A 19,218-nucleotide genomic window follows, 5' to 3' on the forward strand; every position below is an offset into this window, starting at 1 on the left:
TGTTCGGGTTTCGGCAACCTATGTCAACACGATCGACCATGTCTCAGCCTCTCTTCTCCGGTGATCTCTCGTCCACCGACAGTTCTCCCTGTCTGCAGGGGGAACGTGTGACGTTTACCGGAACTTTGGCTTCGATGACGCATTCCGAAGCTGCCGGCCTTGTTGAGCAAAATGGGGGAACAGCGGTCGAGCACGTCAGTCGTCAATTGACGATGATTGTGATTGGCGAAGAAGGTTGGCCACTCGATGACAACGGGCAACCCTCGGTCAAGCTGCAACAAGTCGATCGCTTGCTGGAAGCTGGGGCAGAGATTCAAGTGATCAATGAATCCCAGTGGCTCACACTACTCGGGTTGAACGATTACCGCGAAGAAGTTCATCGCCTCTACACTCCGGCGATGCTTTCGTCCATTCTGGGGATTTCTGTCCACGTGATCCGACGTTGGGAGCGAATCGGCATGATTCACCCCGTCCGCAGGGTGCATCGGCTGCCGTATTTCGATTTTCGCGAAGTGAGTAGTGCACGCAGGCTGAGTGAATTGCTCGATTCCGGGATTCAGCGACAGGAGTTGGAAGACGGGCTGAAAAAACTTCCGTCGGTTCAGCGAGGGGATGAACGTCCGCTGGAACAGCTGGAAATTCTCGCTCACAGCCTCGGAGTGCTGGTTCGCGATGCGCACGGTTTGGTCCTTCCCGAATCGGGTCAGCGAGTTTTCGATTTCGACCGTCCCGCTCCGGAAACACCCGATCTGACGACGTTCGACGAACCGGAGTCGATTCTGTTTTCCGATGTCGTCAAAGATGAAGCGACATCTTCCGTCGACTTGACCACAAAGCGGGATTGGCTGGTGGAAGGCTGTCGGCTTTACGATGCTGGTCGCGTGAAAGATGCTCTTGAAGCCTTTCGTCTGGCAGCGATGGCGTCTCCTTCAAGCTCGGATGTGCACTTCCAGATTGGAGAGTGTCTCTATCGTCTTGGAAGCGTCGAAGGCGCGTTGGAGCGATATTACACCGCCGTTGAGCACGACGATGAGTTTCTGGAAGCCTGGACGCAGATCGGATGTCTGCATCGCGAGTTGAATGATCTGCAGGCCGCGAAAACTGCTTTTCTGGTCGCGCTGACGATTCTTCCGGAATATCCCGACGCGCATTATCATCTCGCTGAAACGCTTTTCGAATTGGACGATGTCAGCTCGGCACGAGAGCATTGGTCCGAATATCTCAAGCACGATCAGCGAGGCCCGTGGGCAGATGTTGCCCGCCAGCGGCTCGAATTGTTTGACATTGATTCGATGCCAACGACATAGCCCGCTCTGCGAAAGAGTCGCTCAATCGCTACGAATTTGACGGGGACTGCGCAACAGAAAACCGCCCGTCGACGTGAAGCCAACGGGCGGTTTCGAATTCTCATGGATCGAGTAAAACCGTTCCCTTACAGGTACTGGTTGACCAGATTCTCAAGGTATTCCTGGCGGCCTGATGTGTTGGCGTCCGCTTCACCTTTTTCGAGCATGTACGATTCAAGGTCTGCGAATGTCGCTGAACCGTCTTCGATTTTAGAACCAACTCCGGAATCGAAACTTGAGTATCGCTGTTTGACGAACTCGTCGAGAAGTCCGTCTTTGCGGATGGCTGCGGCAACTTTGGCTCCGCGAGCGAATGCGTCCATGCCTCCGATGTGTGCATGGAACAGGTCGATCGGTTCGAAGCTTTCACGACGAACTTTCGCGTCGAAGTTGGTTCCCCCGGTGCCGAGACCTTTCTGCTTCAGGATGACGAGCATCATTTGTGTCGTCAGGTAAATGTCAGTTGGGAATTGGTCGGTGTCCCATCCGAGCAGCATGTCTCCGGTGTTAGCATCGATTGAACCGAGGGCATCGTGGATGCGAGCGTATTCCAGCTCGTGCATCATCGAATGGCCTGCGAGTGTCGCATGGTTGGTTTCGATGTTGAGCTTCACAATTCCGTCCAGACCGTTGCGTCCAATGAAGTTCAGACAGGCAGCTGCATCGAAATCGTATTGATGCTTGGTCGGTTCTTTCGGCTTTGGCTCGAAGAGGAACTGTCCGTCGAAACCAATCGACTTGGCGTGGTCGTGCGCCATGTGCATGAATTTGGCGAGATGGTCGAGTTCCCGATTCATATCGGTATTGTACAAGTTCATGTACCCTTCTCGGCCGCCCCAGAAGACATAGTTCTCGCCACCCAGTTCGTAAGTGACTTCAATCGCCTTTTTGACTTGTGACGCTGCGTAAGCAAAGACGTCTGCATTGCAGCTGGTAGCTGCACCGTGCATGTATCGCGGATGGCTGAACAGGTTCGCGGTTCCCCAGAGCAGTTTCACTCCGGTTTCGTCCTGCTTTTCCTTCAGCTTGGCTGCGATCTTGTCAAAGTTCGCGTGGCTTTCTTTCAGAGAGCTGCCTTCAGGAGCGACGTCGCGATCGTGCCAGCAATAAAATGGGACATCGAGCTTTGTGATGAATTCGAAGGCAACGTCAACGCGTTTCAGTGCGTTTTCGATTGAGTCGCTTCCGTCATCCCAAGGTCGCTGCAAAGTCCCCGCTCCGAACGGATCGCTGCCGGTTCCGCGGAATGTGTGCCAGTAGCACACACTGAAGCGGAACAGGTCTTTCATCGACTGACCTTCGATGATTTCGTCTGGGTTGTAGTGCTTGTAAGCGAGTGGATTTTTGCTTTCCGGGCCTTCGTACTGGATTTTGGGGATTTCTGGAAAAAACTCGGCCATGACGATGATCTCTCTGAATCGGATAAGAATTCGCTGAATTGGCTGAGAAGTGTAATGGACTCGAAATATAGAAGAAAGGATGACGATTCGATCGGGAAGACCGGGGGCAAACGATGTCAGATTGGCTGAGTGATTGAATGCTCGTCAGTGGTTCCTTACCGTGTCTGCTCGTGCTGATTGACCTCTTCCGATCCGAGAAATGCCTTGTTGGCACGGACAACGCATTGATGTCTTGATGAAAAGGTTGGATTTTATGGCGGATCAACGTGTTGCACTTGTGACTGGATCAGCGACCGGAGTCGGGAAAGCTTGCGTCCTCGAGTTTGCCAAGCGTGGATTTCACGTCATCGTCAATTACTCACGAAGTGAGGCGGAGGCTCAACAGACGGTTGATGAAGCGCAGGCTTGCGGAGTCGAGGCACTTCTTATTCAGTGCGATATCAGCGACGATGCTGCCGTGAAGTCGATGATCGAACAGGTTTCCGAGCGTTTCGGAAGGCTCGATGTTCTCGTTAACAATGCTGGTTGTACTCACTTCGTCGAACACAAAGATCTCGACGGAATGACCGAAGAGAAGTGGGATCGGATTCTGGATGTCAATCTGAAAGGAACCTTCTTTGTGTCGCGGGCTGCAGCGGAAATGCTGAAGGCATCAGGGGATGGGGCGATTGTGAATATCAGCTCCGTAGCGGGGATCAGCGGCTTCGGGTCATCAATCGCCTATTGTGCCAGCAAGGGGGCGATCAACACGATGACCAAATCTCTGGCGAAAGTCCTGGCTCCGGAAGTGCGCGTGAATGCTGTTTGTCCCGGGCCGATTGACACGCGATGGCTGCGAGAATGGATGACTGAGGAGAAGATCCAGAAGTTCACTTCAGAATATCCGATCCCTCGATGTTCAACTCCCGAAGATGTCGCAGATGCGGTGATGTATCTGGCGTTGGGGACAAAGATGACGACTGGCCAGTGCGTCGTCCTCGACGGCGGGCGGACGATGTGACTTCACGGGTTGAGTCGGTTTCATTTCGATTCGAGAGGCATTTTTCGCCTTCGATTCAGGCAACTGTTGAACGTATGAGGCTGGTCGACCGACACAGAAACCGGGAGATTGGTCAGGAGATTGAATCACTGAAGCGTTGACCGGGCAGAGGGCGACTTGTATTCTGTTGCGTTCCGCGTCTCAATCCTGTTTTGAGTGCTGTGAACATTTGTTTCCTCTGAAAGTTGAATTGCCACAATGGGGCGAATTGAAAGATCACGTGAACTGGCTCGACGTCGAGCACGTCGCACGAAGTTGAAAGCACTGAGAAAACGCTACGCAGAAGCGAAAAGCGATGCGGAGAAAGCAACGATTGTTGAAAAGGCTCAGCGAGTGAGCCCGTTTGCGACCTTCGAGTAGAGTCTCGGCGAAGTCAGTCTATTCTGTTGACGTTATCCGGAAAGAGGTCCGACGATGCGAGTGGTTTTGGCTGCGCTCCTGGTGTGTTTGAGTTTGGTCTCGGCGGTTCAAGCCGGTGATGGGCTCTACGAGCTGCGTGTTTACACATGCGAGCCCGGAAAACTGGAAGCACTCAACTCGCGTTTCAAAAACCACACCATGCGAATCTTCGAACGGCATGGGATCGAAAACGTCGCCTACTGGACTCCCGTCGATGAGAGCGACGAACGCTTAATTTATCTGCTCAAGCACAAGGACGCCGATGCTGCGAAGGCGTCCTGGGATGGATTTCGAAACGATCCGGAATGGAAAGAAGTCGCTGCCAAGAGTCGTGAAGACCACGGAAAAATTCTGGCGAAGGCTCCGGAAGTCACCTATATGACTGAGGTCGACTATTCTCCGGAAGTCGTTAGTCCCGGTTCCGATCGGTTATACGAGCTTCGGATTTACACAACTCTCGAAGATCGTCTTGATGCGTTGAATGCTCGGTTTCGAGATCATACGAAAAAGATCTTCGCTCGCCATGGGCTTGAGTCGTACGGCTACTGGACGCCGACCGACGAACGATCTCAGAACACGCTTGTCTACGTTCTGGACTACGACAATGCTGAAACAGCCAAAGCTGGTTGGAAAGCATTCGGTCAGGATCCCGAGTGGCAGACGGCCCGTGCTGCTTCGGAAGCTGACGGAAAAATTCTCGCTGAACGGCCACTCAGCGTTTACATGAAGCTGACCGATTACTCACCGCAGAGCAAATAATCTGCGTGTGCCTGCTTCAATCTCGCTGAAGCATCCTCGCGTCGCTGCCGGTTCAGTTATCGTCAATTCTTTGCGCTTTCAGAGTCGAAGACTCTCTTGCCTTGCGCGATGGTTGAGTTGATTTTCAACTCGTGCGTCTCGGGAGAGTGATCGAATAGGGTCAAATCTGCTTGTGCTCCCACTGTGAGGGAAGCGCATTTTACGCCGTTGACTCGAGCCGGGTTGGTCGTTGCCATCGTCCATGCTTGCTCAAGCGTGCAGCCTGTCATCTCAATCATTTTTGCGACGCAGACATCTGTCTGAACGCCTGAACCTGCGAGAAGTTGTCGCTGGCCAGCGATGACAATTGGACCTTCGGCGAGGACTTCAAATCGACCGCCGTGGTAGTCGTACTCTCCGGGAGGGCATCCCGCCAAACCGGACGCGTCGCAAGTGAGAATCGTTTTCTCTAATCCCTTTGCGTAGAAGATCGACCGGACAACTGAAGCAGGCAGATGATGTCCGTCGGAAATGATGCTGGCAGATAGACGTTTTTCGCCGAGTTGATCCCAGATGTAATTCGGGTGGCGGCGGAGTGTGCCGTGTGCTCCGTTTCCGAGATGCGTGCTGAGTGTTGCTCCAGCTTCCACTGCTGCGGCAATCTGGTCGGCTGTTGCTGCAGTGTGTCCGATTGAAATGGTAATGTTCGAGTTCACTGTCTGTCTGATAAATTCGGCCGCGCCTTCCGATTCGGGAGCGAGAGTGACAAGTCGAATGCGGTCGCCGGACGCTCGCTGAAGGGCATCGACTTCTTCCCAGCTGCACTTTCGAACATGGTCGATGGGGTGAGCGCCTCTCGGGCCATCTTCGCTGGAAATGTAGGGGCCTTCCAGGTGGCATCCCAGAACCATTTTGTCGGCCCACTGTTCCTGTTCGCAGGCTTTGCGAACGACGGAAAACCCGTGTTCTAGCGCTTCTTGTGAGTTCGTGATCAACGTGGGGAAAAGGTGGGTAATCCCATGTTGAAAGTGTTGCTCGAGTGTCTTCAGAACTTGCTCGACCGTCAGGTTTTCGTCGCTGAACCAGATTCCGCCGTAACCGTTGATTTGAAGGTCGAACAGGCCGGGGGCGACGAACGGAAGCGCTTGTGTCGAGTCGATCGCCGTGATCTTCTCAATGATTTCGCCGTTGATCGTGATTTCGATCGGCGCTGCGGTACGGTAGTCTCTAGCGATGATTTGCATGGGAAATCGGTTTCTGTGTTTCGTGAACGGCTTTCTCCAACACGAGCGACGTTCGCATCGTAGATACTCCCGGCGAATGGGGACACCCACGGCTCGTTCTCTCGAATTCGGAGCGGTCCTTGGGGATTGTTGGAATGCAACTCGATTCTGGTGGTTCGTATCAATTTGAGAGACGCAGGTGAAAACTTGAACGTGGCAGATTCGAAGCGAGTGTCGATTGCGTCACGGAGTGAGCGTTCATGGGCTGGTTTCACGCTTGTGGAGTTTCTGGTGACGATTGGAATCATCATGGTTCTGATTACCATGCTGGTGCCAGCGATCAACCGGGCTCGGCAGGCAGCTCGAGCGACGGAGTGTAAGAATAATCTTCGGCAGATCGCCCTCGCGCTGCACGGGTACAGCGACGCTCACGAAACTTTGCCGCCCGGTTACGTTGATAGTCCGGGGGCAGTGCAGTCTTCAATCGAAAGCGGTTGGGGCTGGTTCGCGATGTTGTTGCCTCACCTGGATCAACAACCCCTCTATGAGAAGATCGACTTCCATGATGGCTTGCGTAAGACACTGGGAGAGTCTGAACAATCCGATCGACTCACCAATAACCTCAGCAATCAGAGCGCTGTGGCGACTGAACTGCCATGTGTACGTTGTTCGTCGGATTTCTCACCGACATTGATTGCACGGATTGAGCCCGGAGTCGGAGTGACGAATTATGCAACGACGAGCTATGCAGCCATGACTGGTCCGGAGTGGATGGAGTTGCCGTGTCATATACCAGCTATCTCGAACGAGGAAGGTGAGGACGATTCGGAGATGAGGGGGTGTGAGTTGCCGGGAGGGGCGTTCTTCTTGAATAGCCGCACTCGCTTTATCGATCTGACGGACGGGATTTCGACAACTCTGCTCATTGGAGAAGTGAGCGGCAGGCTTGACCATGTTGAAGATGCTCCAGTGCTTCAATCGGGATTGTCGCAGGGTGGTTCGCATTGGGCGCGAGTTTCGGACCCGGTTCTTCAGCAGCACGTGTTGACGTCAACGCACGAGAGGATTAATCGTCCATCGACTGGAACCTATTCTCCCGGGTTAAGCAGTGGGCATCCGGGAGGTGTCCATTGTGTGTTCGCTGACGGGTCGGTCAGGTTCTTGTCTGAAGAGATCGATTCCAATCCAGTTGCTCCGTTTGGCGTGTTGCAGCATCTTTCCACCATCGACGGCCAGGAGACGATTCCACGGTTCTAGAGCAAGTTGCTCCTTTCTGTGCACTCGCTTGCGCTGTTTCATATGTGAAGAGGCTGTGCTCGCTTGTGCGAGATCGTGCACACAAGATCAGAAAATGCTCGCATCAGATCCCGTTGGGTGGCAGGTCGGCTCGCATGCGTGTTGGGTCGCCATGGAAATGGTCTGGAGTTGCTTTATGATGAAGGCTGTGGGACAGTCAACTTCGGGTCAAACCCTGAAAACTTACACGGCGCTCAATCAGCAACACAAAAGGAATCAGTCGTGGCGAACCCAACTGATGGATATCCTCAGATCATTCTCTCCGGGACTGATCGGGATCTGCCTGAAATGTTTCAGGAAGGATATTCCAGGTACACCGATGAGCGACTCTTGTTTAATGGACGCAAAGCCTATCTCGAAGCGGTCTTCGACAACATTGTCGGTCGCATGGTGGCGAGGAAAACGCTTCGGTATGAGCTGAGAAACGACGAGGAAGAGCGGCGTAGATTCTTGAGAGAAGCCCGAGTGACAGCCCAGCTTGCGCACCCAAATACAATCCCTGTGTACGAGATCGGGACAACGAAAGGGGATTCCCTCTTCTTCTCAATGAAGTTGCTGCGTGGGGAAGATCTTTACGAAGCAATTAAGCGACTGGCCAATCGCGATCAGAGTGCCGTTCAAGCGTATCCAATGTCTGAGCTGGTCGAGATCTTCCTGCAGGTGAGTCAGGCGCTTGCGTTTGCTCACGCCCACGGAGTCATCCATCGTGATATTAAGCCGGAGAACGTCTGGCTGGGACAGTTCGGGGAAGTTGTTCTGCTCGATTGGGGCGTCGCGAAAGTCTGGGGAGTTGAAGATCCACCGTGGGAACCGGAAGACTTCAAGCCCCATCCAGATTCCAAGACGCACGATAAAGAGCAACTCAGAACGCTCACCCGGTCCGGGCAGTTGCCAGGGACTCCGTTGTACATGTCACCGGAACAGATTCTGGGGCATAAGGGGATTGATGAGCGATCGGACGTCTTCAGTATGGGCGTGATGCTCTATGAGCTGATGACTCTCAAAGAGCCGTTTCGAGGGGAGACGGTTCGGAAGACCTTCGATCTGATCATTCACGACGAACCTGTTCCGCCTCGCGAACGCGCTCCGGAGAGGCATATCTCGGAAGCATTCGAAGCGATCATTCTGAGAGCGATCGAGAAAGAGAAGAAGGATCGCTATCAGTCCGTGCAAGAGATGATGGCTGACGTCCGCGATGCCAGAGATGCCCTGCTGTAGTCTGTGACACTTTTGAATAGCTGCTGAGACGTCGATCGCAGTTGAACTAGCTAAAAGAAAAACGCCCGGTGTAGTGCCGGGCGTTTCTCGTTTCTCACGTCGATGAGCGGTTGAAGCTCACCTCACCTGACTACAGGTTTTTGCATGCTTCTTTGACAGTCTTGATGATGACTGCAGCAACCTTGTATGGGTCAGCGTTTGAAGCTGGGCGGCGATCTTCGAGCCATCCCTTCCAGCCGGATTCGACTGTTGCGATCGGAATACGGATCGAAGCTCCACGATCGGAGACGCCGTAGCTGAACTCGTCGATTCGCTGGGTTTCGTGGAAACCGGTCAGACGCTGATCGTTATCAGCACCGTAGACAGCGATGTGATCGTTGACGGTTGGAGCGAAAGCTTCGCAGATCTTTTCATAGACTGCTTTGTCGCCAGCGTTTCGGAGAATGGAGTTCGAGAAGTTGGCGTGCATTCCGGAACCGTTCCAGTCTCCTTTCATTGGCTTGCAGTGCCAGTTGATCTTGTAACCGTATCGTTCGCCGCAGCGTTCGAGCAGGTAGCGAGCGATCCAGATTTCGTCGCCAGCTGACTGAGCGCCTTTGGAGAAACACTGGAATTCCCACTGCCCCATCATCACTTCGGCGTTGATGCCTTCGACATTGAGGCCAGCTTCGAGGCACTCGTCGAGGTGTTCTTCGACAAGGTCACGTCCGATGGCGTTGGTTGCACCGACTGAGCAATAGTAAGGACCTTGAGGACCTGGGTAACCTTCAGCTGGGAAGCCGATTGGCCGGTTAATACTGATGTCCCAGATCGTGTATTCCTGTTCGAAGCCGAACCAGAAGTCGTCGTCGTCATCCTGGATGGTCGCACGGCCATTCGACTCGTGTGGAGTTCCATCGGGGTTCATGACTTCTGTCATGACCAACCAGCCGTTTTTTCGGGCAGGGTCTTTGTAAATTGCGACAGGTTTGAGCAAGCAGTCGGATGATCCACCTTCGGCCTGCATCGTTGAGGAGCCGTCGAAGCTCCACATTGGGCAGTCTTCGAGTTTGCCGCTAAAGTCTTTGACGATCTTGGTTTTGGCGCGAAGGCTTTGAGTCGGTTTGTATCCGTCCAGCCAGATGTACTCGAGTTTTGCCTTAGTGCTGCTCATTCTAGTTTGTTCCTTGAAAAATTCGTTCACCTGACGTCAACCAGGAATCTGCAGGAGGGCCTGCAACCGAAGTGACTTCCGATTTTCGAGCGCGGACGTCAGAAGTGAAACGCCCGAAGTAGTCGGAGGTGTTCCCGACTCTCAAATTTTGTGAAATGTTGAAAGAGGGACTACCTGAATTGCTTCCTGCAAGAGATTGGGGAACAGGTTGCTGTTCCGTTCAGCAGTGTTGCTTGAAAGTTGTGCAAGTTGCTGGCCGTGCTGTCTATGTCCTTGCATGAATCGCCTAAAAGTACAGCATCCAAGTCTCTGGCTCTCTGTGTAGCAAGTCGCGTACCACACGAATCTGCTGACGTCGAGGAGCTGGTTTCGATCATATCTTGAAGCTGTTCGCGAATCCAGCAATCGCCACGGCTGCGATCTCCGGATAACAGCCTCTGAAGTTTCTCTGCAGAACGCAAGAAAGTTTTCTGATGAGTTGATTCTTTCCGCGTGAGTCGGCGAAGATTCGGTTTGGACATTCTCGAAGAAGTCACCACTGAGGAACTGTTGAATGAGACACTTTGCAATCTGTCTGGGGATTTACTTGTTGTCAGTGGCGCCTGCGATTGGTGAACACCCAGTCAAATTTGATGTGCGGTGGTTGGCCGTGGACGCCAATGAAGGGTGCGCCGTCGCAGACTTCGATGGTGATGGTCTGCTGGATGTCGCGGCAGGTCGCTTCTGGTTCCGCAACGGAGACTGGGTCGCCCGACCGGTTCGTGGGTTTGAAGATGTGAACGGGTACGTTCACTCCAACGGCGATTTCGTCCATGACGTGAATGGCGATGGGCGGCCAGACGTCGTGGCTGGTGGGTTCTTCCAAACTGAGGTTTACTGGTACGAGAATCCTGGAAGCGAACAGCTGAAGCAAGGTTTTCAGTGGCCGAAACATCTGCTTGTCGATACCGGATTCGGTCAGAACGAAGCCAGCTTTCTTCACGACTTTGATAAAGATGGAGTTCCGGAGTGGGTGTCAAACTCGTGGAACAAAGACAATCCGTTGATCGTCTGGAAGTTCAGCACAGAGACTCAAACTGCTCCTGGCAAGGGTGGGGCAACGCTCGAGATTGAGGTCCCAGTGTTGACTCGGAATCTGATCTGTGAAACCGGGCAGGGACACGGATTCGGAATCGGAGATATCAACAACGATGGGCGTGACGACATCCTGACTGGCACCGGCTGGCATGAGTGTCCGGAAGGTGATCCACTGGTCGGTCAATGGCGATACCACGCGGATTGGGAAGCTCATTGGAGCGATCCTGTGATCGTGCGAGACATGAATCAGGACGGACGGAATGACGTCGTCTGGGGGAATCCGCATGACTTCGGTTTGATGATCTCCTATGCAGAAGAAGTCGGAGAAGACGGCAAGATCGCGTTTCGAACAGAAGTGATCGACGACGAATTCTCACAACTCCACTGCATTCACTTTGCTGATCTCGACGGAGATGGACGGGAGGAGTTGATTTCCGGCAAGCGTGTGCGTGCTCACAACGGACGGGATCCGGGTGGAATGGATCCTCCGCTCATCTGCTACTACACGATCGACGAACAGGGTCACTTCGAAAAGCACATCATCGAGAGCGGCACAGTCGGGATTGGATTGCAGATTCGAACGGCTGATCTTGAGGGTGATGGAGACATCGATATCGTCGTGGCAGGCAAGGATGGGACGCAGGTACTGCTGAACAAATCGAAGTGACTTTCGAGCCGGCCAGTTGCGATCTGCATGAATATTGCCAAATCCAGAAGTCTAGGGTACACTTGAACCGTGGACAGGAGTATATTTCCTGAATTAACGAACACTAATCCGGATGTGGCTTTCCTCAAAAGGAGAACGCGATGGGCGATCAGTCTAAGCTCACGCCTCGTCAGCAGGCGATTTATGAGTTCATCAAAGATCGAATTGTGAATCGCGGTTACGGTCCAACCGTGCGGGAGATTGGTGGGAGTTTTGGGATCAAGTCGCCCAACGGTGTGATGTGTCACCTTAAAGCCCTCGAGAAGAAAGGGCTCATCACGCGTGAGCAGAACATGTCTCGAGCGATTCGATTGACGGAATCGATTGGTCGGGACAAAGTGACGTTGCCGCTGGCTGGGCAGATTGCAGCTGGTTCACCGACTCTCGCTGTGGAAGATCTGGAAGAGATCGATTTCGCGCATCTCTTTAACGACGATGATCATTTCTGTCTGAAAGTCCGCGGCGAATCGATGATCGAGGATCATATCGCTGACGGTGATTTTGCGGTGATCCGAAAGCAGTCGACTGCTCATCAGGGAGAGATTGTGGCTGCGCTGGTGGATGGCGAAGAAGCGACTCTCAAACATTTCTATCGCGAAGACGGACGTTTCCGTCTGGAGCCTGCCAACTCGTTGATGAGCCCCATCTTTTCCAGCAACGTCGAGGTTCTTGGCGTTCTCGTGGGAGTCATCAGGAACTATTGACGCGTTGCCCGGTCAGTGTTCTCTTGGTGACTCTATAAGGCTTGTTGAGATCACCGAGGGCGAGGATAGAGTTCGAGTGGTGGGAAAAGTCGCGTCTGCGGTTCGCTTCATGAGGCAGTCGATTTCTCTCGCCTTAGTCATTTGAAGTGCTGTGCGGGCGTGATGGTCACCTCTCGAAGTGCGGGTTCAATGCCTTTGTTGAAATTGATTTGAATGCAGCGATTGGTGGCGTCTTGGGATGAAGTCTCCCTGTCCGGGTTTTGAAGGTTCCGGCGGGCGTTGTGGCATTCGAGTCACTTTTTCGCGGTTTCTTTGTGATATTCAATGCAACTTCGGTGCGCAGGCTCGGGCAAATCTTGTCCCGTTCATTTCTCGGGACTAGAATCCAAGACGGATCAGCATTCTTTCCCGGAGACACAATTCAAGCTGGAGACCTTTTCAGCATGATGCAACGAGGTCGATTTCAAGCTTTCATTCGTGCCGAAACCGTTTTTTGGCGGAATTGAAAGGGCTGGGTCAGAAGAACAGGAGCGAATACATGTACGAACGATTTACCGATCGAGCCCGCAAGGTGATGCAACTCGCAAACCAGGAAGCTCAACGGTTCAATCATGAATATATCGGGACTGAGCACATTCTGCTTGGTCTTGTCAAAGAGGGTTCAGGTGTTGCAGCGAACGTGCTGAAGAATCTGGATGTCGACCTGCGAAAGATTCGGCTCGAAGTCGAAAAGATCGTTCAGTCTGGTCCTGATCTCGTCACGATGGGAAAGCTGCCACAGACTCCTCGTGCGAAAAAAGTGATCGAGTACGCGATGGAAGAAGCGCGGAACTTGAATCACAACTACGTTGGAACAGAGCACCTTTTGCTGGGATTGCTGCGTGAGCAAGAGGGAGTCGCTGCTCAGGTTTTGATGAATCTCGGTTTGAAGTTGGAAGATGTCCGGGAAGAAGTCTTGAACTTGCTCGGCCATGGACTCGAAGGTGCCGAGCAGTCAGAGCGTGGCGGCGGAACTGCTGCCAAAGGAGCCAAGAGTAAGACTCCGGCTCTCGACAGCTTCGGACGTGATCTCACCGAACTCGCTCGTCAGAGCAAGCTTGATCCAGTGATCGGTCGATCAGACGAAATTGAACGCGTGACTCAGGTGCTCTGCCGTCGTCAGAAAAACAATCCTGTTCTCCTCGGAGAGGCAGGTGTTGGTAAGACAGCAATCGTCGAAGGTTTCGCCCAGATGGTTGTCGATGGCAACGTTCCAGAGTTGCTTCGCGATCGACGAATTGTCGTCCTCGACCTGGCGATGATGGTCGCTGGAACGAAGTATCGTGGACAGTTTGAAGAGCGCATCAAAGCTGTGATGAACGAAGTTCGTCGCGCCAAGAATGTGATCCTCTTCATCGACGAATTGCACACACTCGTCGGAGCTGGGGGCGCTGAGGGAGCGATCGATGCTTCCAATGTGTTGAAGCCAGCCCTGAGTCGCGGTGAGCTGCAGTGTATCGGTGCGACGACACTCGATGAGTATCGTAAGTACATCGAAAAAGATGCTGCTCTCGAACGACGATTCCAGATGGTACTCGTCGATCCTCCCGGCAAGAGTCAGGCTGTCGAGATCCTCAAAGGACTCCGCGACCGATATGAGCAGCACCATAAGGTTCAGTACACCGACGATGCTCTCGAAAAGTCTGTTGAGCTTTCAAGCCGATACATCACCGGACGCTGTCTGCCAGATAAGGCGATCGACGTGATCGACGAAGCTGGTGCTCGTGTTCGACTCAAGTCGATGGTTCGACCACCGGACTTGAAAGAACTCGAAGAAGACATCGAGCGACTGAATACTCAAAAAGAGGAAGCAGTTGCCAATCAGGATTTTGAGAAGGCCGCGAATCTTCGTGATCAGGCGGACAAGCTCAAAAAGAAGAAAGAGTCAATCACCAGCGAGTGGCGACAAAAGTCACAGGAGACAGATGGTGTCGTTGACGCCGAAGTCATCTCTGAAGTTGTCGCGAAAATGACTGGAGTGCCGCTCACACGACTTTCCAGCGAAGACACTGTGCGTCTGCTGGAGATGGAAAAGGTGATGCACGAGCGAGTGGTCAGCCAGGACGAAGCGATCAAGCTCGTCTGTAAAGCTGTCCGTCGTAGCCGTAGTGGATTGAAAGATCCCAAGCGGCCAACCGCAACATTCCTGTTCTCCGGACCAACCGGGGTCGGAAAAACGTTGCTCGCGAAAACACTCGCCGAGTTCATGTTCGGCGATGAGGAAGCACTCGTTCAAATCGACATGAGTGAGTATCAGGAGCGACACAACATCAGTCGTCTGATCGGTGCCCCTCCGGGATATGTCGGTTACGAAGAAGGAGGTCAACTGACCGAAAAAATTCGTCGACGTCCTTACGCGGTTGTGTTGCTCGACGAAATCGAGAAAGCACACCCGGACATCTACAACATGCTGTTGCAGATCATGGAAGAAGGACATCTGACGGACAGCTTTGGTCGTAAGGTCGACTTTAAGAACGTGATCCTCATCATGACCACCAACGTTGGTGCGAAATCGATTGCAAACTCTGCATTCGGATTCGGCGGACAGAACGAAGATGCTGCTCATGATGACATGAAGAAAAACGTCATGGCTGAAGTGAGCAAACGCTTCAAGCCGGAGTTCATCGGTCGACTTGATGAAGTTGTCGTCTTCCACAAACTGACCGACAACGACATGAAATCGATCATCGACTTCGAACTCAAGAAGGTCCGGGAACGGCTTGCCGAACGCGGATTGCTGCTTGAGTTGACCGATGAAGCGAAACAGCTGATTGTCGACAAGAGTAAATCAGATCAGGGTGAGCGAGATCACACCGATTACGGTGCTCGTCCGCTTCGCCGTGCCGTCGAGATTTACGTCGAAGATCCATTGGCTGAAGAGTTGCTCCGAGGTCAATTCGACGGAAAGAATCAGATCAAAGTCTCTGTTCGCGAAGTCGGTGGCGAGAAGCAACTCGACTTCCAGGGTGACTATAGGGAATCATCATCTTCTGAAGACCTTGCTCCTGTCGGAGCGAGTGATTCAAACGAATCTGATGCCTGATTTCGTCTGATTGGATTGAAAGTAGAACCGAACCCCGCGCCCGGCGCGGGGTTTTTCTTTATGTCGGCACCTGACATCCTTGATTGGATGTTCTTGATCGGTCGTTCGATTCCGCGAAGACGATCTCGAAGAGAGCTTCAGGATATTCTCAAATCAATTTTGCACTGACTCGCACGAACAAACTCAGCTTGTCAATGAGTGAGAACGCGCAAGCGAGTGCACAGGAAAGAGCAGCTTGCTCTCGAAACGGAAAGTTGGCCAGTGACATCCAATTCTGGAGAAGTGCCGTCCATTGATCGTGGAGATCTGGTTTCGCTCTATCTTGATCAGATTCCGTTCGATCCTTATCCCGTCCAGGAGGAAGCTCTCCTCTCCTGGTTTTCAGACACGGAAGGAATTCTCCTCTGTGCTCCCACCGGAACGGGAAAGACGCTGATCGCTGAAGCAGCGATGTTCGAAGCACTACATACCGGGAAGGTCGCTTATTACACAACGCCCTTGATTGCGCTATCGGAACAGAAGTTTGATGAGCTTCAGGCAGCAGCTGTCCGCTGGGGATTTTCTCCGGATTCAGTTGGTCTGATCACCGGAAATCGAAGAGTGAATCCAGACGCTCCGATCCGGGTTGTCGTGGCGGAGATCCTCTTAAACCGACTGCTGAGCCAAACGGAGTTTGACTTCGATCAGGTCAGTTCGGTCGTGATGGATGAGTTTCACAGCTTCAATGATCCAGAGCGCGGAGTTGTCTGGGAACTTTCACTGGCACTTCTGCCCCAGCACGTGCGGTTGATGCTGCTTTCCGCGACAGTCGGAAACGCCGTTGAGTTTCTCATGTGGTTGCGCAAGGAGCACAATCGCAAAGTGCAGTTGATACAGAGTTCCGATCGTAAGGTTCCGTTGAGTTTTCATTGGGTGGGTGATGCACTGCTCTCTGAACAGCTTGAACAGATGCAGGACGGAACCGACGTCACGAAGCGAACTCCGGCGCTGGTCTTCTGTTTCAATAGGCAGGAGTGCTGGACGATCGCGGAAACACTGAAAGGGAAATCTCTGCTGGCGAGTGGGCAGCAGAAGCAACTCGCTGCACGGCTTGATGAATGGGACTGGAAAGTTGGAGCTGGTCCGAAGCTGAAACAACTGCTCATGCGGGGCGTTGGAGTGCATCATGCAGGCATGCTTCCGAAGTACCGGCGACGTGTTGAAAAGCTCTTTCAAGAGAAGTTGTTGTCGGTCTGTCTGTGTACAGAAACACTCGCTGCGGGAATTAATCTTCCTGCGCGATCAGTTGTTCTCACCTCTTTGTTGAAGGGACCTCCCGGCAAGAAAAAGGTCGTCGATGCCAGTTCGGCTCATCAGATTTTCGGGCGGGCGGGTCGGCCTCAGTTTGATGATGCGGGTTACGTCTTTGCGATGGCTCACGAGGATGACGTCAAAATCGCCCGCTGGAAAGCGCAGTACGATCAGATCCCGGAGGACACCAAAGACCCGAATCTGATTCGGATGAAGAAGAAGCTCAAGAAGAAGATGCCGACGCGTCGGAAGAACGAGCAGTACTGGAATGAAGATCAGTTTCAGAGTGTGATTGCTGCTCCGCCAGCGAATCTTTCCAGTCGCGGTGACCTGCCGTGGAGACTGCTTGGATACCTGTTGAAGATCTCTCCGGAGGTCTCGCGGATTCGAAAGTTCGCTCACAAGCGATTGCTGCCGCCAAAGCAAAAAGAGAAGGTCGACTCGCGACTAACTCAGTTGCTGTCCACTCTGTATTCGGGTGGGTTTATCGATCTCGAACCGGAACCTCCTGAGCATGTCAAAAGAGTGTTTCGTGACTGGCCGATTCCCGAAATCTCGATCGAGACGACTGACAGTTTCGAAACTGCTGCTGAGGACGACGGCTTCGGCGCCGGACTTCTGGAGGACAAAGAGTCTGCCCCCGAATCAGAGTTGAATGAAGAGCAGAGTGCAGAAGCTGAGGTCGAACAAGCTGAAGATGAGTCAGAGACAGAGGCGTCAGTCGGAACGTTTGGAGCACTTCTCCAGGAAGCTCTCTCAACGAATTCGGAATCTGACGAGACTTCGAAAGAATCTGTCCCCAAAGTTGATCATCCATCACAAGCTGACGAGCGAAAAGACTATCTCCCAGTGGCGGCGACGCCGACCGATCGAATCGATCTACTTCTTTCGTTTCGAGGATGCCATCCGTTGTACGGAACTTTCTTGCTTGATCATCTCGGCATCGCAGACACAGCTGAGCGGATTCAGATTCTGGAGAGCCTGCTGGAAGTTCCCGGTTCGGTCGTTCCACTCGTTCGGGTCCCGCCACCGAGTGAGCTTCCTCCCGGGCCGCTCGCGCGATTTCGTATCGATAAAGAGCTGATCTCGCGAGGCTTGGCGACGCAGTCGGACCTCGATCCAGATTCTGCGGAACCGGAGCTTGATAACTTTGGTCGAGAGATTCGCAAGTACGCTCTTCCGCTGGGAGATAAGTTGCGACGACTCTTCGACTCCGACTACCCGGGAATTCAAGATCTCAGAACGCGAGCTGTCTGGATCGTTGGAGATCTATTGCATGATGGGGGCGACTTTCACAAGTACGTGACGAGTCGCGACCTGACAAAACAGGAAGGAGTCATTTTCCGGCACTTGCTGAGAATGATTCTTCTGTGCCAGGAGTTCACCCAAACCTGTCCTGTGGGAGCAGATCAGGATGAGTGGGTCGCTGAACTCGATTCGATCTCCGAACGACTCACAGAGACCTGTCGTGAAGTTGATCCGGAAAGCACGGACAAGGCTCTGGAGTCGATGAACGATCTTCCTGATGTTGTGCAAGGAAGCTCCACTTGAATCACTTCGACGGAGTGCCTTTCGCAAACGGGTCCGATCCGTCGGTGACTTTTAATTCAACGGAATAAAGTCCTGTTCGGGCGGTGATGAACAACGTCTTCCCATCGGCGCCTCCGAAGGTCATGTTGGCTGCGTTTTCTGGAACAGGGATGGAAGCGATTTCCTCAGCGTTTGTGTTGAAGACGCGAATGGACGGACCGGTCACGTAGAGATTGCCAAGAGAATCGACTGAGAGCCCGTCGGAACCGGCGTCGGCAGCGAGTGTTCTCTTGCCAAGCACGCCTGGAGCAGTGATTTCGTAGGCATAGGTTTTTTGGGCGCCAGGGTCTGCGACAAATAGCTTCTTTCCATCGACGGTTCCAATCACGCCGTTCGGTTTGACGAGGTCGTCGATCACTCTCTTGATCGGTGACCCATCTGCTGGGATGTAGTAGACATGAAACCCACTTTGTTGGAGGTCGTCCATGTTTCCATAACGAGGATCGGTGAAATAGACACCTCCTTGCGGATCAATCCATAAGTCGTTCGGCGAGTTCAAAGTTTTGTCATCGTACGAACTCGCAATGGTCTCAACGTCTCCGTTCGGCGTGATGCGGATGACAGCGCGGCCTGTTGGTTGGCAAACGAGAATTCTGCCTTCGCTGTCAATTCGTAGGCCGTTGCAGCTTCCATCGAGGACTCGGAGCGTTTGCACTCCGTCGTCGGCAGTCCAAGAGTGGATCGTCTTGTTGGGAATGTCCGAGAAGTAAAGAGTGGATTCTCTGTCCCAGACTGGACCTTCAGTGAACTTGAAGTCACCTGAAATCTTTTGAACTTTCGAGTCGCGATCGATGATCGCTTCGGACTGGGCTTGGCAAGTACTTGATGACGCAAAACAGACAAGTCCCGCCAGGATGGCGGAGTAAATGGAAGCGCGCATTCAATTGACCTCAGCAAGAGATGTGTTGAGAGAACAGGTCACATTGTGACAGGCGTAAGCCTGATTGAAAATGAGGG

General features: G+C 53.0%; 14 protein-coding genes. 10 read left to right on the forward strand and 4 right to left on the reverse strand.

Going from position 1 to position 19,218, the window contains the following annotated elements:
- Window positions 1–38 precede the first annotated feature (38 nt).
- Entirely contained in the window at window positions 39–1,307 is a 1,269-nt protein-coding gene (locus tag AB1L42_RS07030; protein ID WP_367052849.1) for a tetratricopeptide repeat protein, read from the forward strand.
- A gap of 125 nt (window positions 1,308–1,432) precedes the next feature.
- Here AB1L42_RS07030 and xylA read toward each other — a convergent pair whose 3' ends face one another.
- Entirely contained in the window at window positions 1,433–2,746 is a 1,314-nt protein-coding gene (xylA, locus tag AB1L42_RS07035) for a xylose isomerase (protein WP_367052851.1), read from the reverse strand.
- 253 nt (window positions 2,747–2,999) lie between these two features.
- Between xylA and AB1L42_RS07040 the strand changes: the two genes are divergently transcribed.
- From AB1L42_RS07040 to AB1L42_RS07050, 3 genes are all read left to right on the forward strand, one after another.
- Window positions 3,000–3,746, forward strand: a complete 747-nt coding sequence (locus tag AB1L42_RS07040; protein ID WP_367052853.1) for an SDR family oxidoreductase — start codon at window positions 3,000–3,002, stop codon at window positions 3,744–3,746.
- A gap of 237 nt (window positions 3,747–3,983) precedes the next feature.
- Window positions 3,984–4,145, forward strand: coding sequence for a DUF6800 family protein (locus AB1L42_RS07045; protein WP_197441121.1), 162 nt, complete (start codon window positions 3,984–3,986; stop codon window positions 4,143–4,145).
- A gap of 54 nt (window positions 4,146–4,199) precedes the next feature.
- A complete protein-coding gene (locus AB1L42_RS07050; RefSeq protein ID WP_367052856.1) occupies window positions 4,200–4,943 on the forward strand; it encodes an NIPSNAP family protein in 744 nt (247 codons plus the stop codon).
- Window positions 4,944–5,005: 62 nt separating this feature from the next.
- Here the strand turns inward: AB1L42_RS07050 and AB1L42_RS07055 are convergent, their stop codons facing one another.
- A complete protein-coding gene (locus AB1L42_RS07055) occupies window positions 5,006–6,166 on the reverse strand; it encodes an amidohydrolase family protein (protein WP_367052858.1) in 1,161 nt (386 codons plus the stop codon).
- Window positions 6,167–6,358: 192 nt separating this feature from the next.
- Here AB1L42_RS07055 and AB1L42_RS07060 point away from each other — a divergent pair, with 192 nt between their 5' ends.
- Both AB1L42_RS07060 and AB1L42_RS07065 read left to right on the forward strand, forming a co-directional pair.
- Window positions 6,359–7,402 carry a DUF1559 domain-containing protein gene (locus tag AB1L42_RS07060; RefSeq protein WP_367052860.1) on the forward strand — a complete coding sequence of 348 codons (1,044 nt, stop codon included), beginning with the start codon at window positions 6,359–6,361 and terminating at the stop codon, window positions 7,400–7,402.
- 261 nt (window positions 7,403–7,663) lie between these two features.
- A complete protein-coding gene (locus AB1L42_RS07065) occupies window positions 7,664–8,659 on the forward strand; it encodes a serine/threonine-protein kinase (RefSeq protein ID WP_367052862.1) in 996 nt (331 codons plus the stop codon).
- A 130-nt stretch (window positions 8,660–8,789) separates the two neighbouring features.
- Here AB1L42_RS07065 and AB1L42_RS07070 read toward each other — a convergent pair whose 3' ends face one another.
- Window positions 8,790–9,812, reverse strand: coding sequence for a glutamine synthetase beta-grasp domain-containing protein (locus tag AB1L42_RS07070; RefSeq protein ID WP_367052864.1), 1,023 nt, complete (start codon window positions 9,810–9,812; stop codon window positions 8,790–8,792).
- A 553-nt stretch (window positions 9,813–10,365) separates the two neighbouring features.
- On the opposite strand from AB1L42_RS07070, the gene AB1L42_RS07075 reads away from it, so the two are divergent.
- The 4 genes from AB1L42_RS07075 to AB1L42_RS07090 all read left to right on the forward strand — a co-directional run bounded on the left by AB1L42_RS07075 (window position 10,366) and on the right by AB1L42_RS07090 (window position 18,222).
- Window positions 10,366–11,556 carry a VCBS repeat-containing protein gene (locus AB1L42_RS07075; RefSeq protein WP_367052866.1) on the forward strand — a complete coding sequence of 397 codons (1,191 nt, stop codon included), beginning with the start codon at window positions 10,366–10,368 and terminating at the stop codon, window positions 11,554–11,556.
- 140 nt (window positions 11,557–11,696) lie between these two features.
- Window positions 11,697–12,299, forward strand: a complete 603-nt coding sequence (gene lexA / locus AB1L42_RS07080; RefSeq protein ID WP_367052868.1) for a transcriptional repressor LexA — start codon at window positions 11,697–11,699, stop codon at window positions 12,297–12,299.
- Between the two features lie 538 nt (window positions 12,300–12,837).
- Window positions 12,838–15,381 (forward strand): ATP-dependent Clp protease ATP-binding subunit, encoded by a 2,544-nt coding sequence (locus AB1L42_RS07085; RefSeq protein WP_367052870.1) that lies wholly within the window; start codon window positions 12,838–12,840, stop codon window positions 15,379–15,381.
- 261 nt (window positions 15,382–15,642) lie between these two features.
- A complete protein-coding gene (locus AB1L42_RS07090) occupies window positions 15,643–18,222 on the forward strand; it encodes a DEAD/DEAH box helicase (protein WP_367052872.1) in 2,580 nt (859 codons plus the stop codon).
- A gap of 1 nt (window position 18,223) precedes the next feature.
- Here AB1L42_RS07090 and AB1L42_RS07095 read toward each other — a convergent pair whose 3' ends face one another.
- Entirely contained in the window at window positions 18,224–19,141 is a 918-nt protein-coding gene (locus AB1L42_RS07095) for an SMP-30/gluconolactonase/LRE family protein (protein ID WP_367052874.1), read from the reverse strand.
- Between the last annotated feature and the right edge of the window lie 77 nt (window positions 19,142–19,218).

This window comes from Thalassoglobus sp. JC818 (genome assembly GCF_040717535.1).
Taxonomy (GTDB): domain Bacteria; phylum Planctomycetota; class Planctomycetia; order Planctomycetales; family Planctomycetaceae; genus Thalassoglobus.